Below are 14462 nucleotides of genomic sequence, written 5' to 3' on the forward strand. Positions count from 1 at the left end.
CAAATTGTGCATATTAAAAAAATATACACTAATTTTGCACAAACTGTTAAATATTTAACATTATGAAAACTATCGCCACCTGTGTAGAAGAAATTTTAGTTTCGCAACCTTTTTTAGAAGATGCTTTAACAAGAAACATCTTAAATTATAGCGCTTTAGCTGAAGAGCTTAGAGAGCCAATTTCTAAAATGTTACGTAAACCTGTAAAATCTGGAGCTATTATGATGGCTTTACGAAGATACAGTCCACCAAAAGAAATGGCTAACAAAATAAAACTGAATAAGGTTTTGGAAAACTTAGGAGACATAACTGTTCGATCAGATTTATCCGATTATACTTTTAAAAATTCTAGCACATTAATTCATAGTCACTTAAAAATGTTAGAAGTCCTTAAAGAAGATCCTCATATATTTTACACATTTACACGTGGAGTACATGAAAGTAATGTGTTAATTAATTCAACATTAAAAAATCAAATTGAAGAAAGCTATAAAGATGAAATTTGTACTACAGTACAAGATCACTTATCGGCAATAACCATTGGTTTACCAAAAGAAAACACCAAAATAGCCGGCTTATATTATCAGTTTTTTAAGCGCTTAGCCTGGGAAGGAATTTCATTATATGAAGTTGTTTCAACAACTAATGAGTTCACTATTTTAGTTGAAGATGAAGTAGTTGACACTGCCTTTTCTGCCGTTAAAGGATTGAAAAATTAACCAACCTCAGCTATTGATTATGACTTTTACATACAAAAACACTGCAATTCATTTTACATCTGAAGGAAAGGGAAAAGCGATTGTTCTTTTGCATGGTTTTTTGGAAAATTTGACCATGTGGAAAGCTACCGTAAAAGAACTTTCTAAAAAAAATCGTGTAATTTGTATTGATTTGTTAGGTCATGGACAATCTGAAAGTCTTGGATATATTCATACAATGGAAGAGCAAGCTAAAATGGTTATTGCTATTTTAAAACATCTTCGTTTAAGAAAATATGTGATTATTGGGCATAGTATGGGAGGTTATATTGCCTTGGAAGTGGCAAAATTAGTTCCATCTAGTATAAAAGGTCTGTGTTTAATGAATTCAACTGCTTTAGCAGATACTAAAGAAAAACAGTTAAATAGAGAGCGAGGAATTGTTGCTGTAAAACAAAACCATAAAACATTTATAAGAGTTGCTATTCCAATGCTTTTTTCTGAAAAAAACAGAGAAATTTACACCTCTGAAATTAAAAATATTACCAATGAAGCTTTAAAAATGTCTCCACAAGGAATTATTGCAGCGTTAGAAGGTATGAAAATAAGAAAAAACAACAGTAATATTTACCAAACAGCAACATTTCCAATACAAATGATTATTGGTAAACAAGACCCTGCTTTGGAGTATCAATCACTTATCAATCAAACAAAAAATACGAGAGTACAAAGAATTGAATTTCCAGATGGACATATGAGTTATATAGAGAATCAAGAAGAATTGATTAAAACACTCTTAAAATTTTCAAAACTATGTTTTTAAAAAAGTGGTTTCCTATTTTTTACAAACTAATACTTGTTTTAATTGTGATAAATTATTACAAAAAATTAAACAAACCCATGCCTGAAGGGCAACCTGAATTAAACCCAAATGGAATGTCAACTTCACCTAATATTACACTTGTTTAGATTATTACACTCAAAAGGTTTTAAATTAACTTTTTAAGCCATTCCAGCCTTGTGCAGTTAATTTAACTTGTTGGCCTGCTCTTGTAATTAAATTTGCCCCTTGACTTTCATCAATAATATGACCAATAACTGTTAAATGTGGATTACCTTTAATTTTTGAGAAATCATCTTGAGAAATTGTAAACAACAACTCATAATCTTCACCTCCACTTAAAGCAATTGTTGTACTGTTTAAGTCAAATTCTTCACAAGTTGAAATTACTTGCGGATCTAAAGGTATTTTTTCTTCATACAAATTACATCCTACTTTAGATTGGTCACAAATATGTAAAATTTCTGATGAAAGACCATCTGAAATATCTATCATGGAAGTGGGTTTAACTTTTAAATCATGCAATAATTTTACGATATCTTTTCTTGCTTCTGGCTTTAATTGGCGTTCAACTAAATAAGAATAATCCGTTAAATCTGGCTGAGAATTAGGATTTACTTCAAAAACTTGTTTTTCGCGTTCTAAAACTTGCAACCCTAAATAAGCTGCCCCTAAATCTCCAGTTACTACCAATAAATCATTAGGCTTTGCAGTATTTCTATACACTATATTTTCTGCCTTTGCTTCACCAATAGCTGTTATACTAATTAACAATCCTTTTGTTGAAGATGTAGTATCTCCACCCACTAAATCTACATTATATGTTTTACAAGCCAAGTAAATTCCTTCATACAATTCTTCAATTGCTTCCAAAGGAAAACGATTTGAAACAGCGATAGAAACTGTTATTTGTGAAGCATTTCCATTCATAGCATATACATCCGATAAATTAACCATTACAGCCTTGTAGCCTAAATGTTTTAAAGGCATATAACTTAAATCAAAATGCACCCCTTCAACTAGCAAATCGGTAGTCACTAAAACCTGTTTATCTTTAACTTCAACAACAGCTGCATCATCACCAACTCCTTTAACAGTTGTAGCTTGTTGAACTTTAAAATTTTGAGTTAAATGTTTAATCAATCCGAATTCCCCTAATTCAGATAAACTAGTACGAGATTGGTTTTTATCTTCTATCATTTTGCAAAGATAATTGTTTATAGGTAACTTCAATTACACTATCAATTTTATTCATTGTAAAACATTATTATAAATCATTTTTTGTGCCTATATTTGCACTAATTTAGAATTAATCTATATAAGGAAATGATAAAAGTTTCAGACATAGCAAAAAAGAAAGTTGTAGAGCTAATGCAGGAAGATGGATTTAACCCAGAAAATGATTTTGTTAGGGTTGGAGTAAAAAGTGGCGGATGCTCTGGATTATCGTATGATTTAAAGTTTGACAAAGAAAATAAAGAAGACGATAAAGTTTTTGAAGACAATGGTGTAAAAATTATTGTAGATAAAAAAAGTTTTCTATATTTAGTTGGAACCACATTAGAATATTCTGGAGGATTAAACGGAACAGGTTTTGTTTTTAACAATCCTAATGCACAACGCACTTGTGGATGCGGAGAAAGCTTTTCCTTGTAATCATTAAAATTTTGAAATGAGTAAATTTACTGAAGACGATTTAAAGAAAGAACTCGAAACTAAAGAGTACGAATACGGTTTTTATACAGATATTGAAGCTGATAAATTTCCAGTAGGCTTAAGTGAAGAAGTGGTGATTGCAATTTCTAAAAAGAAAAATGAGCCTGAATGGATGACTTTATGGAGATTGGATGCTTTTAAAATTTGGAAAGAAATGGAAGAACCAGAATGGGCAAATGTTCATTACGAAAAACCAAAATTTCAAGAAATTAGCTATTATTCTGCTCCTAAAAAAAAGCCAAAATTAGACAGTTTAGACCAAGTTGATCCTGAATTATTAAAAACTTTCGAAAAATTAGGAATCTCAATTGATGAACAAAAACGTTTATCTAATGTAGCGGTTGATGTTGTTATGGATTCCGTTTCCGTAGCTACAACTTTCAAAAAAACCTTGAACGAAAAAGGCATCATTTTTTGCCCTATTTCAGAAGCCATTCAAGAACATCCAGAATTAGTAAAAAAATATTTAGGAACCATTGTTCCAAAAACCGATAACTTTTATGCGGCTCTAAACTCTGCTGTATTTTCTGATGGTTCTTTTTGCTATATTCCAAAAGGCGTTACTTGCCCAATGGAACTTTCTACCTATTTTAGAATAAATGAAGGTGGAACCGGACAATTTGAAAGAACCTTAGTTGTTGCTGATAAAGGAAGTTTTGTAAGCTATTTAGAAGGTTGTACAGCACCTGCTCGTGATGAAAATCAACTTCATGCTGCTGTTGTAGAATTGATAGCTTTAGACGATGCTGAAATAAAATATTCAACCGTACAAAATTGGTTTCCTGGAGATGCTGAAGGTAAAGGAGGAGTTTATAATTTTGTAACTAAAAGAGGCTTGTGTGAAAAAAATGCTAAAATCTCTTGGACACAAGTTGAAACTGGAAGTGCTGTTACCTGGAAATATCCAAGTTGCATATTAAAAGGAGATAACTCAGTTGGTGAATTTTATTCTATCGCAGTCACTAATAATTACCAACAAGCTGATACTGGTACTAAAATGATTCATTTAGGGAACAATACCAAAAGTACCATTATTTCTAAAGGTATTTCAGCTGGAAAATCTCAAAACTCCTACAGAGGACTTGTTCAAGTTGGGGCAAGAGCCAATAATGCTCGTAACTTTTCACAATGTGACTCATTATTAATGGGAAATAAATGTGGAGCGCATACATTTCCTTACATTGAAGCAAAAAATAAAACCGCACAAATTGAACACGAAGCAACCACAAGCAAAATTGGAGAAGATCAATTATTTTATTGTAATCAGCGTGGAATAGATACAGAAAAAGCAATTGCACTAATTGTCAATGGCTTTAGCAAAGAAGTTCTAAATAAGTTACCGATGGAATTTGCTGTTGAAGCTCAAAAATTATTAGAAATAAGTTTAGAAGGAAGTGTTGGGTAATATGAAAAATAACAAAGTTATAATAGTAGGTTCTTCTAGAAGCAATGGAAATACTTCAAAAGTTATTTCTACTATTTCAAAAAAACAACATATTGATGTGGTTGATTTAAATGATTACACCATTTCGTATTACGATTATGAAAGTAAAAATTTAAACGATGATTTTTTACCACTCATAAAATCTATTATTGAAAAATACGACACACTTATCTTTGCCACACCTGTTTATTGGTACAATATGAGTGGTATTATGAAAGTATTTTTTGACAGATTTTCAGACTTAATTAGAATTGAAAAAGAAACTGGAAGGAAATTAAGAGGTAAAAATATGTTTGTAATTTCTAATTCACATGACAATAAAATAGATGCAAATTTTTACATTCCCTTTCAAAAGTCAGCAAATTATTTAGGGATGAATTATACTGGAGAATTACACTTAAATGCTGATAATATAAAAGAATTAAACAATACAGAATTAACACAACTCTACAATGCTTAGTATAAAAAATTTACACGCAAGTATCAACGATAAAGAGATTTTAAAAGGAATTAATCTTGAAATAAAAGCTGGTGAAGTACACGCAATTATGGGCCCTAATGGCTCTGGAAAAAGTACACTTTCATCAGTAATAGCAGGAAAAGAAGAATATGAAGTAACAGAAGGCTCCGTAGTTTTAAACAATGAAGATTTGGAAGATTTAGCTCCAGAAGAAAGAGCACACAAAGGGATTTTCTTATCATTTCAATATCCTATTGAAATTCCAGGTGTAACTGTTACAAATTTTATTAAAACAGCAATTAATGAAACTCGAAAAGCTAAAGGTTTAGATGAGTTGCCAGCTAAAGATATGCTGAAATTAATTAGAGAAAAAGCTGATTTATTAGAAATTGACCGTAAATTTTTATCGCGTTCTTTAAATGAAGGATTTTCTGGAGGTGAAAAAAAACGTAATGAAATTTTTCAAATGGCAATGTTAGAACCTCAACTAGCTATTTTAGATGAAACTGACTCAGGATTAGATATTGATGCACTAAAAGTAGTTGCTAACGGAGTTAACAAGTTAAAAAACAAGGATAATGCAGTATTAGTAATTACTCACTATCAACGTTTATTAGATTATATTGTTCCAGATTATGTTCACGTTTTATATAATGGAAAAATTGTAAAATCTGGCGGGAAAGAATTAGCTTTAGAATTAGAAGAAAAAGGATACGATTGGTTGAAATAATAAAACTATGGATTTAAAAGAAAAATTGGTTACTTCATTTTTGGCATTTGAAAATAAGGGTGGATTAGATTTAGATTCAAATGTACATTCCATACGATCTAAAGCCATTCAAAATTTTGAAAAAGAAGGATTTCCAACTAAAAAAGATGAAGAATGGAAATACACGAGTCTTAATAGTTTATTAAAACACGACTTTAGCTTATTCCCTGAAACCAAAAAAGCAGTAGGATTTAAAAACGTAAAAGAATTTTTAATTAATGATATTGAATCCTATACCTTAATATTTATAGATGGTGTTTTTAGTTCATTTTTATCGGATACTACGCATGATGATTGCGATGTTTGTGTGCTTTCATCAGCTTTAACTCGTCCAAAATACAAAATGGTGGTTGACAATTACTTTAACACCATAGCTAAAGACAATAATAGTTTATCTGACTTAAACACCGCTTTTGCTAAAGAAGGGGCATTTATTAATATTCCAAAAAACACAATTGTTCCTAAGCCAATTCAAATATTAAACTTTTCAACTGGAAGTGAATCGGAAGTAATGATTCAACCTAGAAATTTAGTAGTGGTAGGTGAAAATTCTCATGTTCAAATTATAGAACGTCACCAAAATTTATCAAAAAATACGGTGCTCACCAATGCTGTTACGGAAATATTTGTACATAAAAGAGCCATTGTTGATTATTACAAGATTCAAAATGATACAGAAACTTCTTCTTTAATTGATAGTACTTTTGTTTCACAAAAACAACAAAGTGTTGCTTCAGTTCACACCTATTCTTTTGGAGGAAAATTAACTAGAAATAATTTAGAGTTTTACCATGAAGGAGAGCATATTACTTCTAACTTAAATGGTATTTCTATTTTAAATAACAAGCAACATGTTGATAATCATACTCTAGTTAACCATAAACACCCTAATTGTGAAAGCCATGAACTTTACAAAGGCATATATGCAGATAAATCTACTGGTGTTTTCAACGGAAAAGTTATTGTTCAACAAGAAGCTCAAAAAACAAATGCCTTTCAACAAAACAATAATATTTTAATGGATGATGGAGCAAGTATTAATGCAAAACCTCAATTAGAAATTTTTGCAGATGACGTAAAATGTTCACATGGTTGTACTATTGGTCAATTAGATGATAGTGCTTTATTTTACATGCAATCTAGAGGAATTCCAAAAAAAGAAGCCAAAGCATTATTGTTATTTGCTTTTGGAAATGATGTAGTTGAAAAAATTAAAATTCCGCAATTAAAAACTAGAATTACTAAACTGATAGCAAAAAACCTAGGAGTTGAATTAGGTTTTGAATTTTAAACATATTTAATTTATATAAAGAGCTATTATTTAGTAGCTCTTTTTTTATGCTCATATTAATGTTTGAGAACTTCAGGATTTAACACTACAAACTCTGTTCTTCTGTTTAATTGATGCTCAATTTCTGCGCATTTAACATTGTTTTTACAGTGATTAACCAACCTTGTTTCTCCATATCCTTTTCCAATAATCCTTGTAGAATCAACACCTTTTTTAAGCATCCAACGAATAACAGATTTAGATCTATCTTCTGATAGTTTTAAATTATATTCATCAGAAGCTTTAGAATCTGTATGAGATTGTAATTCAACTTTAATTTTAGGATACTTAACCAATATGCTTAAAACCTTTTGTAACTCTAGCTCAGCTTCATCTCTAATATCAAATCTATCATTATCAAAATAGATTGAATGGGCATTAATTTTTAATACATCTTTTTCTTTTATAAAATCATTTAAATCAAGTTGTACCTCCTCTACAGAAGGTTTTTTAGTATAAATACTACTTGCATAATTTTTACATTTAACTCTCAACGGCTTGGCGATAGGGTAATCATTATTTAAATCAAAATCTTTCAAATAACCATCATCTGCATAATTATCTAACTCAACTATCGCAACATTTTCAAACTCAAACATTACTCTACTTGTAGCCCCTTCATTTTCATCTACATTGCCTACAACAATTATTGTTGGAGGAGTGTTAATAACCGTTAAATTTGTTTCTTTAGCCGTTCCAAGAAATTTCAATTTTGTATCACAATTTGTTGCCAAAGCTTCATTATTTGGTCCATCAATGTCATTAATAATAAATCTGAAATTATTTAATGCAATAGGCGTACGTTTATCAGATTGTAAAAATGTAAATCTTATTCTACTTAAATTCTTTGGAATTCCTGATGAAGATGCTATTGAACTGTACCTAATATTATCTTTGTTTTGTGTAAAAACTCCATTTTGAGGCCCACTAATTCTTTGAGCTCTTATATATTTTAGCGAAGGAATACTTGATAACACTCTAAATAAGGCATTGCTTGTTTCATTTCCAGAAACCACTTTTGTAATGGCTACTGTTTCATAATTTTGGGCTACTCCACCAATTGAAATCAAAAACAATGCAGTAATAATATTCAACTTTAAATAAAAAAAAATCACCTTCATACTTGAGTATTTTTCTATATCCCTATTTTTAATAGCCCAAATTTATTGAATAGCTGAAGTCACTTCTCTTAAAAATTGATCAATATTAAACAATGGATTTTCTGCCAAGCCAAAACGCACTACAACTAAATCTTTTGAAGGAATTATAAAAACATGCTGACCTTGATATCCATTACAAGAAAACAAATCGCGTGGAACATTTGGATATACACCTCCTGCATTTAACCAAAACTGAGCGCCATATTCACCATTTGAACCATTTGTTGGAGTTTTACTGTAGTGTACCCAAGATGAATTTAATAGTTGTTCTCCATTCCAATTTCCATTATGAAGGTATAACAATCCGAATTTTGCCCAATCACGAGCGGTTGCCCAAGCATAAGAAGACCCCACGTAGTTTCCTGAATTATCTGTTTCAATAATCATTGAGTCCATCCCAATTTTATCAATTAATTCGTTATACCAAAAATCTAGATATTCTTGATGTGTTTGAAATTGATTTCTAATAAATCTAGACAATAAGTTAGTCGTTCCAGAGGAATAATTCCAGCTATTATTGGGCTCATTAACTAAAGGTTTATTAAGTTGAATTTCAGTCATATCATCCGCTAAAAACAACATTTTAGTGACGTCTGAAATATTGTTGTAATCTTCAACCCACTCCAAACCACTATTCATTTGAAGCAAATTATTTAAAGTAATTTTGGCACGATTATCTTGTTTCCATTCTGGAAATAAATTAGTTTGATTGACATTGATTTTCCCCTGCTTTTCTAAAATCCCTAAAACTCCATTGGTAATGCTTTTTGTCATAGACCATCCTAATAATTTTGTATCTTTATTAAATCCTGAACTATATTTTTCTGCTACAATTTGGTCTTTATAAATAACCACAACAGCTCTAGTTCTTTTCAGCTGTTCTCCTTCTTTATCAAAAGCTTTATCTACAGCATTTTGTAATACTTGGTAATTAATATTAAAAAACAGGGTATCTTTTTGAGCCAAATTACCATATGGAAATGGTAGCTTTTTGTTTGAAATTTTTCTATTAGGCTTAAAATCTATGTTTTTATAATCTTCAGGAAGTAAAACACAACCAACTCCTTGTTTGTAAATAGCTTTTCTTTTTTTTAAACCAAATACGGTTGAAGTTACCGATTTTTCTTCTTCATTAACTACATTTTTAGCATAATAAACTGGGTTAATATCATTATCTCCTGCTTCAATAGAAGCTAAATCTCTACCTGCCTCAAAAGTACAAGAGCAAACACTTTTTGCTGCAAAACCAGTAATAATATTTAAGCGAGGATAATTATAAACCATTAAACCAATGGTAATAATTAGCAAAGGAATAACTCCAAATTTCACTATTTTTTTCATGTAATTTCAATTAAAATAAGTGTTAAAAATAACATTAATTTTATCAGTTTAAAAAAAAGATTTTAATAACAATAACTTTAAAACAATATGGATTTTGTAATTTTGTATTTAGAATCATTCTAAAAAAAGAATATGATAGACATTAAGAAAGTTAGAGCTGATTTTCCAATTTTAAATTCAACTGTAAACGGAAAACCCCTAGTATATTTAGACAATGCTGCAACCAGTCAAAAACCTCAGGTTGTAATAGATGCCATTGTTAATTATTACACTACTATTAATTCAAATATTCATAGGGGCGTACACACCTTAAGTCAAAAAGCAACTGAAGCTTATGAACAAGCTCGTATTAAATTGCAACAACATTTTAATGCTAAAAAAAGTTTTGAAATAATACTAACTGCTGGTACTACCCATAGCATAAATATTGTAGCAACTGGTTTTACTTCTTTCTTAAAAAAGAACGATGAAATAATCGTTTCTGCTATGGAACATCACTCAAATATTGTTCCTTGGCAAATGCTATGTGAACGAACTGGTGCTATTTTAAAGGTTATTCCAATGAATAATGAAGGAGAGTTATTAATGAATGAGTATGATAAATTACTATCGCACAAAACTAAACTAGTATTTGTAAATCATGTTTCAAATGCCTTAGGCACTATCAATCCAATTCAAGAAATTATTGATAAAGCACATAACGTTGGCGCAGCAGTTTTAATTGATGGAGCGCAAAGTTGTCCACATATTAAACCCGATGTGCAAAAATTAGATGCTGATTTCTATGTAGCCTCTGCCCACAAACTATGTGGCCCAACAGGTGTTGGTATTTTATATGGAAAAGAAGAATGGTTAAACAAACTCCCTCCCTATCAAGGTGGTGGAGAAATGATTAAACAAGTTACCTTTGAAAAAACTACTTATGCCGATTTGCCTCATAAATTTGAAGCCGGCACACCTAATATTGCTGGTGTAATTGCTTTTGGAACTGCTATTGATTATATGAATAAAATTGGCTTTGACAATATAGCAGCCTATGAAAATGAGTTATTAGCTTATGCTACTAAAAAACTTCTTGCAATTGATGGACTTAAAATTTATGGAACTTCAAAAAATAAAACATCTGTAATTTCATTTAATATAGAAAATATTCACCCATATGATATTGGAACTATTATTGATAAGCTAGGAATTGCTGTAAGAACTGGTCATCATTGCGCACAACCCGTAATGGATTTCTATAAAATTCCTGGGACAGTTAGAGCTTCTTTTTCATTTTACAATACTTTTGAAGAAATAGATTTACTATATAATGCATTAGTAAAAGCTAAAAACATGCTTTGTTAATTATTTAACATTTTAAATAGTATTGTTATATATGTTGTTTTATTGCTAATAATTCAATTTTTTTTGAATTTATTTTTACATTCTATCTGTTTTTAACATTTTTTTAATATATTCGTCCGTCTTCTTATTAAAGACAAACCTCAATTATTAACCAAAACTATTAAAAACTCAAAATGAAAAAACTAATTCTTTTTTTCGCAATTCTTGCTTTAGCTATTGTTGCATGTCAAGACAACTCTGAAGAAGCAACTCCAACTCAAGAAACTTTATCGGTGGATATGAGTGATTTTTACGTATATACTGATGATGATTTATCAAGCAGAAGCGCAACAGCTTCAAACAATGATAAGTGTTACAGTATGAAAGTTTTAAACAAGCAATTAGATGAAAACCCAGGCTTGTATAAAAAAATGTACAACATTGAAAAACACACTAGAACTGTTATTTCCTTAAAAGGAAAGCCAACAAAGCCAGGTGGAGGAAATGGTGGCGGTGGAGGAACCACACCAACACCTTATGATGGAACTATCAATATTCCTGTATATGTATATGTAATTTATTCTAATGCTAGCCAAAATATTAGTGATGCACAAGTAAATTCTCAAATTTCAGTTTTAAATGCTGATTTCAATGATACTAATTATAACGATGTGCCTGCAGAATTTCAAGGTGTAGGTGCAAATATCGATATTAATTTTACCCTAGCCACCATAGACAGACAAGCAAATTCCACAACAAGTTGGGGGACAAATAACGCTGTAAAAAGCGCTTATCCAGCTGTACCAGGTCACTTAACTATTTGGGTGGCAAATATTGGTGGAGGAATTTTAGGATATGCGCAATTTCCAGGAGGAAACGCATCTACAGACGGTGTTGTAATCTCACCTCAATATTTTGGAACTACAGGTACAGCTCAAGCTCCATTTGACAAAGGACGTACTGCAACTCATGAAGTTGGTCACTGGTTAAACTTGCGTCATATTTGGGGTGATGGAAGATGTAAACAAGATGATTTTGTGGCAGATACCCCAAGCTCTGATGGACCTAACTATGGATGCCCTTCTTACCCAACTGTTAACTGTAGATCAAATGACATGACCATGAATTATATGGATTACACAGATGATGCTTGTATGAATATGTTTACATTAGGACAAAAAGATAGAATGAGAGCTATTTTTGCATCTGGTGGAGCAAGAGAAAACTTTGTTCAGTAAAATGAATTTGTTTTATTAATTTTAAAAGGAGCTTTTTGCTCCTTTTTTTATTTTTATAGAAAACCCATTTAAAATGAAAACTTTTATCTATTTATTTATAGTATTAACAACGCTTTACAGTTCTTGTAACAATCAAAACTCAAAAAATCTGGAAATAAACTACAAAGCTCAAACAAGAGGGTTTAATTATGAAATTCATTTAAAAAATGATACTCTTCAAATTAATAATGATAATATTATTAAAAAAATAAAACTTCATAAAACACAACATTCCCAAATTACCAATTTGGTGAATTTAATAGATTTTAAAGAAATTAAAAATAACATTTCAACTGATGAATTGGCAGTTGACAGAGCTATTAAAGGAAAATTTAAACTTAAGTTTAACAACCAAGTTTACGAATATGAATTAGACCATCATAATTTACCCAAAAGCATTCAACAATTATTTACAACATTAGAACAAACTATAAAGTAAAATTATTTTCTACCAAAATCAGCAGGAATTTCTCCCCAAGCTTTGGTTTCCCATTTTAATATTTTAGTAGTGTATGTATTCTCTTTCAACCATTTTTCAGCCCTTTTTACAAAATCAAAAAGCGGTTTATTTTCTTCAGTAATAGGTAAATTGGTTCTACATTGCCCTTTCTTTACCCAATTTATAGCAATTTTAGAATCGGAATAAATAGGATACGTTAAATTTCGCTGTTTTAAAAACCCTAAACCATGTACTAGTGCTAAAAATTCACCAATATTATTGGTTCCTTTCTCAAATGGTCCTTGAATAAAAAGTTGTTTTTTAGATTCAGTATCAACTCCTCTATATTCCATTTTCCCTGGGTTTCCTGAACAAGCAGCATCTACTGAAACTGAAGGCATTATTGGTTTACCTATTAAAGTAAGTTCTTCATTTGATAAAGCAACTCTTTTAGTAACTTTCCCTTTATAAACATCATAAGTCTCTTTAAAAGCTTTTTCGGCTTCATCTTTTGAAGAGAATGATTTATATTGAGCTCCTTTAAAATTTGTAATATTCTTCTTACAAGCTTCCCATGAGGTAAAAACACCTGTTTTAGTTCCTTTCCAAATAACGTAAAATTTTTTTTTAGCCATTTTTTAACAACACTTTTTCAATAATTTCTGGAAAATACCTATATTCTAACTCATGAATTTTTTCAGCAACATTATCTGCAGTATCAGTTGATAAAACTTCAAAACGTTTTTGAAAAATAATAGCGCCTTCATCATAATTTTCATTTACAAAATGAATGGTAATTCCAGATTCTCTCTCATTATTTTTTACTACTGCATTGTGCACATGCATTCCATACATACCCTTTCCTCCATACTTAGGCAATAAAGCTGGGTGAATATTTAGTATTTTATTAGGAAAAGCATTAATTATAGATATTGGGATTTTCCATAAAAAGCCAGCCAAAATAATAAAATCTGCTTTTTCTTTTAATAAATTTAAAATTTTATCCGAAAAAATAAAATCACCCTTATCAAAGGTAACACTACTAATTCCCAACCTATTAGCTCGTTCTAAAACTTTAGCCTCTTTATTATTTGACAATACCAAATCTACCGATATAGTTTTATGGTTATTAAAATATTTTATGATATTTTCAGCGTTAGTTCCTGATCCTGAGGCAAATATTGCAATACGTTTCATTTCAAATTAAATTCGTTTTTAATTTTTTAGAATATTCTATTTCAAAAAAAGAATTGTGTTTGCCACAAATAAAATAAATAATTGATAACTTTTAATGGTTAAATACAAAAACTTTTAATAATTTTAATCTGCAAAATAGGTACTTTTATCGATTAAAAGATTTTCATTTAAATAAAGTTTTATATTTTTGCCGAGTAATTAAATTTTAAAATTAAAAAATTATGTCAGACATTGCATCAAGAGTAAAAGCCATTATCGTAGATAAATTAGGCGTTGACGAAAATGAAGTAACAATCGAAGCTAGCTTTACTAACGACTTAGGAGCAGACTCACTTGATACTGTTGAATTAATCATGGAATTCGAAAAAGAATTCGATATTCAAATACCAGACGATCAGGCTGAAAATATTGGTACTGTTGGTCAAGCAATTAGCTATATAGAAGACGCAAAAAAGTAATTTTAT

At 30.2% G+C, this 14462-nt stretch carries 17 protein-coding genes; 12 read left to right on the forward strand and 5 right to left on the reverse strand.

Annotation, left to right across the window (positions count from 1 at the left end):
* Window positions 1-62 precede the first annotated feature (62 nt).
* The 3 genes from Q0714_RS01995 to Q0714_RS02005 are packed head-to-tail and all read left to right on the forward strand — an operon-like array spanning window position 63 to window position 1667.
* Window positions 63-719 carry a hypothetical protein gene (locus Q0714_RS01995; RefSeq protein WP_298262630.1) on the forward strand — a complete coding sequence of 219 codons (657 nt, stop codon included), beginning with the start codon at window positions 63-65 and terminating at the stop codon, window positions 717-719.
* Window positions 720-738: 19 nt separating this feature from the next.
* Complete coding sequence (locus Q0714_RS02000) at window positions 739-1521, forward strand: alpha/beta fold hydrolase (RefSeq protein WP_298262631.1); 783 nt, start codon at window positions 739-741, stop codon at window positions 1519-1521.
* Window positions 1512-1667, forward strand: coding sequence for a hypothetical protein (locus Q0714_RS02005; protein ID WP_298262632.1), 156 nt, complete (start codon window positions 1512-1514; stop codon window positions 1665-1667). The genes Q0714_RS02000 and Q0714_RS02005 overlap by 10 nt, the downstream gene beginning before the upstream one ends.
* A 25-nt stretch (window positions 1668-1692) precedes the next feature.
* On the opposite strand, the gene thiL is transcribed toward Q0714_RS02005, so the two are convergent.
* Complete coding sequence (gene thiL / locus Q0714_RS02010; protein WP_298262633.1) at window positions 1693-2739, reverse strand: thiamine-phosphate kinase; 1047 nt, start codon at window positions 2737-2739, stop codon at window positions 1693-1695.
* A gap of 126 nt (window positions 2740-2865) precedes the next feature.
* On the opposite strand from thiL, the gene Q0714_RS02015 reads away from it, so the two are divergent.
* The 5 genes from Q0714_RS02015 to sufD are packed head-to-tail and all read left to right on the forward strand — an operon-like array spanning window position 2866 to window position 7219.
* On the forward strand, window positions 2866-3195 hold the full coding sequence (locus Q0714_RS02015) for an iron-sulfur cluster assembly accessory protein (RefSeq protein ID WP_298262634.1): 330 nt from the start codon (window positions 2866-2868) through the stop codon (window positions 3193-3195).
* A gap of 16 nt (window positions 3196-3211) precedes the next feature.
* The gene (sufB, locus tag Q0714_RS02020) at window positions 3212-4660 is read left to right on the forward strand and encodes a Fe-S cluster assembly protein SufB (RefSeq protein ID WP_298262635.1); all 1449 of its coding nucleotides are present in this window, start codon (window positions 3212-3214) and stop codon (window positions 4658-4660) included.
* Between the two features lies 1 nt (window position 4661).
* Window positions 4662-5159, forward strand: a complete 498-nt coding sequence (locus Q0714_RS02025; protein WP_298262636.1) for a flavodoxin family protein — start codon at window positions 4662-4664, stop codon at window positions 5157-5159.
* Window positions 5152-5889 carry a Fe-S cluster assembly ATPase SufC gene (gene sufC / locus Q0714_RS02030; RefSeq protein WP_298262637.1) on the forward strand — a complete coding sequence of 246 codons (738 nt, stop codon included), beginning with the start codon at window positions 5152-5154 and terminating at the stop codon, window positions 5887-5889. The genes Q0714_RS02025 and sufC overlap by 8 nt, the downstream gene beginning before the upstream one ends.
* Window positions 5890-5896: 7 nt before the next feature.
* Window positions 5897-7219, forward strand: coding sequence for a Fe-S cluster assembly protein SufD (gene sufD, locus Q0714_RS02035; protein ID WP_298262638.1), 1323 nt, complete (start codon window positions 5897-5899; stop codon window positions 7217-7219).
* A gap of 56 nt (window positions 7220-7275) precedes the next feature.
* Here the strand turns inward: sufD and Q0714_RS02040 are convergent, their stop codons facing one another.
* Both Q0714_RS02040 and Q0714_RS02045 read right to left on the reverse strand, forming a co-directional pair.
* On the reverse strand, window positions 7276-8352 hold the full coding sequence (locus Q0714_RS02040) for an OmpA family protein (protein WP_298262639.1): 1077 nt from the start codon (window positions 8350-8352) through the stop codon (window positions 7276-7278).
* Window positions 8353-8421: 69 nt separating this feature from the next.
* The gene (locus Q0714_RS02045) at window positions 8422-9759 is read right to left on the reverse strand and encodes a serine hydrolase (RefSeq protein ID WP_298262640.1); all 1338 of its coding nucleotides are present in this window, start codon (window positions 9757-9759) and stop codon (window positions 8422-8424) included.
* 132 nt (window positions 9760-9891) lie between these two features.
* Between Q0714_RS02045 and Q0714_RS02050 the strand changes: the two genes are divergently transcribed.
* The 3 genes from Q0714_RS02050 (at window position 9892) to Q0714_RS02060 (ending at window position 12801) form a co-directional block, all read left to right on the forward strand.
* On the forward strand, window positions 9892-11106 hold the full coding sequence (locus Q0714_RS02050; protein ID WP_298262641.1) for an aminotransferase class V-fold PLP-dependent enzyme: 1215 nt from the start codon (window positions 9892-9894) through the stop codon (window positions 11104-11106).
* A 173-nt stretch (window positions 11107-11279) separates the two neighbouring features.
* Window positions 11280-12323 carry a zinc metalloprotease gene (locus tag Q0714_RS02055; RefSeq protein ID WP_298262642.1) on the forward strand — a complete coding sequence of 348 codons (1044 nt, stop codon included), beginning with the start codon at window positions 11280-11282 and terminating at the stop codon, window positions 12321-12323.
* Between the two features lie 73 nt (window positions 12324-12396).
* Entirely contained in the window at window positions 12397-12801 is a 405-nt protein-coding gene (locus tag Q0714_RS02060) for a hypothetical protein (protein ID WP_298262643.1), read from the forward strand.
* Window positions 12802-12803: 2 nt separating this feature from the next.
* Here the strand turns inward: Q0714_RS02060 and Q0714_RS02065 are convergent, their stop codons facing one another.
* A complete protein-coding gene (locus Q0714_RS02065) occupies window positions 12804-13436 on the reverse strand; it encodes a ribonuclease H family protein (protein ID WP_298262644.1) in 633 nt (210 codons plus the stop codon).
* A complete protein-coding gene (locus tag Q0714_RS02070) occupies window positions 13429-13998 on the reverse strand; it encodes a phosphoribosylglycinamide formyltransferase (protein ID WP_298262645.1) in 570 nt (189 codons plus the stop codon). The genes Q0714_RS02065 and Q0714_RS02070 overlap by 8 nt, the downstream gene beginning before the upstream one ends.
* Window positions 13999-14219: 221 nt before the next feature.
* On the opposite strand from Q0714_RS02070, the gene Q0714_RS02075 reads away from it, so the two are divergent.
* Entirely contained in the window at window positions 14220-14456 is a 237-nt protein-coding gene (locus tag Q0714_RS02075; RefSeq protein ID WP_134248150.1) for an acyl carrier protein, read from the forward strand.
* Window positions 14457-14462: the final 6 nt, after the last annotated feature.

It is taken from the genome of uncultured Lutibacter sp. (assembly GCF_947493565.1).
Classification (GTDB): domain Bacteria; phylum Bacteroidota; class Bacteroidia; order Flavobacteriales; family Flavobacteriaceae; genus Lutibacter; species Lutibacter aestuarii.

What these genes read in the sequence shown, in the direction of transcription:
- Q0714_RS01995 (WP_298262630.1), top strand. Translation starts at nt 63, where the DNA reads ATGAAAACTATCGCCACCTGTGTAGAAGAAATTTTAGTTTCGCAACCT.
- Q0714_RS02000 (WP_298262631.1), top strand. Translation starts at nt 739, where the DNA reads ATGACTTTTACATACAAAAACACTGCAATTCATTTTACATCTGAAGGA.
- Q0714_RS02005 (WP_298262632.1), top strand. Translation starts at nt 1,512, where the DNA reads ATGTTTTTAAAAAAGTGGTTTCCTATTTTTTACAAACTAATACTTGTT.
- thiL (WP_298262633.1), bottom strand. Translation starts at nt 2,739, where the DNA reads ATGATAGAAGATAAAAACCAATCTCGTACTAGTTTATCTGAATTAGGG.
- Q0714_RS02015 (WP_298262634.1), top strand. Translation starts at nt 2,866, where the DNA reads ATGATAAAAGTTTCAGACATAGCAAAAAAGAAAGTTGTAGAGCTAATG.
- sufB (WP_298262635.1), top strand. Translation starts at nt 3,212, where the DNA reads ATGAGTAAATTTACTGAAGACGATTTAAAGAAAGAACTCGAAACTAAA.
- Q0714_RS02025 (WP_298262636.1), top strand. Translation starts at nt 4,662, where the DNA reads ATGAAAAATAACAAAGTTATAATAGTAGGTTCTTCTAGAAGCAATGGA.
- sufC (WP_298262637.1), top strand. Translation starts at nt 5,152, where the DNA reads ATGCTTAGTATAAAAAATTTACACGCAAGTATCAACGATAAAGAGATT.
- sufD (WP_298262638.1), top strand. Translation starts at nt 5,897, where the DNA reads ATGGATTTAAAAGAAAAATTGGTTACTTCATTTTTGGCATTTGAAAAT.
- Q0714_RS02045 (WP_298262640.1), bottom strand. Translation starts at nt 9,759, where the DNA reads ATGAAAAAAATAGTGAAATTTGGAGTTATTCCTTTGCTAATTATTACC.
- Q0714_RS02050 (WP_298262641.1), top strand. Translation starts at nt 9,892, where the DNA reads ATGATAGACATTAAGAAAGTTAGAGCTGATTTTCCAATTTTAAATTCA.
- Q0714_RS02055 (WP_298262642.1), top strand. Translation starts at nt 11,280, where the DNA reads ATGAAAAAACTAATTCTTTTTTTCGCAATTCTTGCTTTAGCTATTGTT.
- Q0714_RS02060 (WP_298262643.1), top strand. Translation starts at nt 12,397, where the DNA reads ATGAAAACTTTTATCTATTTATTTATAGTATTAACAACGCTTTACAGT.
- Q0714_RS02065 (WP_298262644.1), bottom strand. Translation starts at nt 13,436, where the DNA reads ATGGCTAAAAAAAAATTTTACGTTATTTGGAAAGGAACTAAAACAGGT.
- Q0714_RS02070 (WP_298262645.1), bottom strand. Translation starts at nt 13,998, where the DNA reads ATGAAACGTATTGCAATATTTGCCTCAGGATCAGGAACTAACGCTGAA.
- Q0714_RS02075 (WP_134248150.1), top strand. Translation starts at nt 14,220, where the DNA reads ATGTCAGACATTGCATCAAGAGTAAAAGCCATTATCGTAGATAAATTA.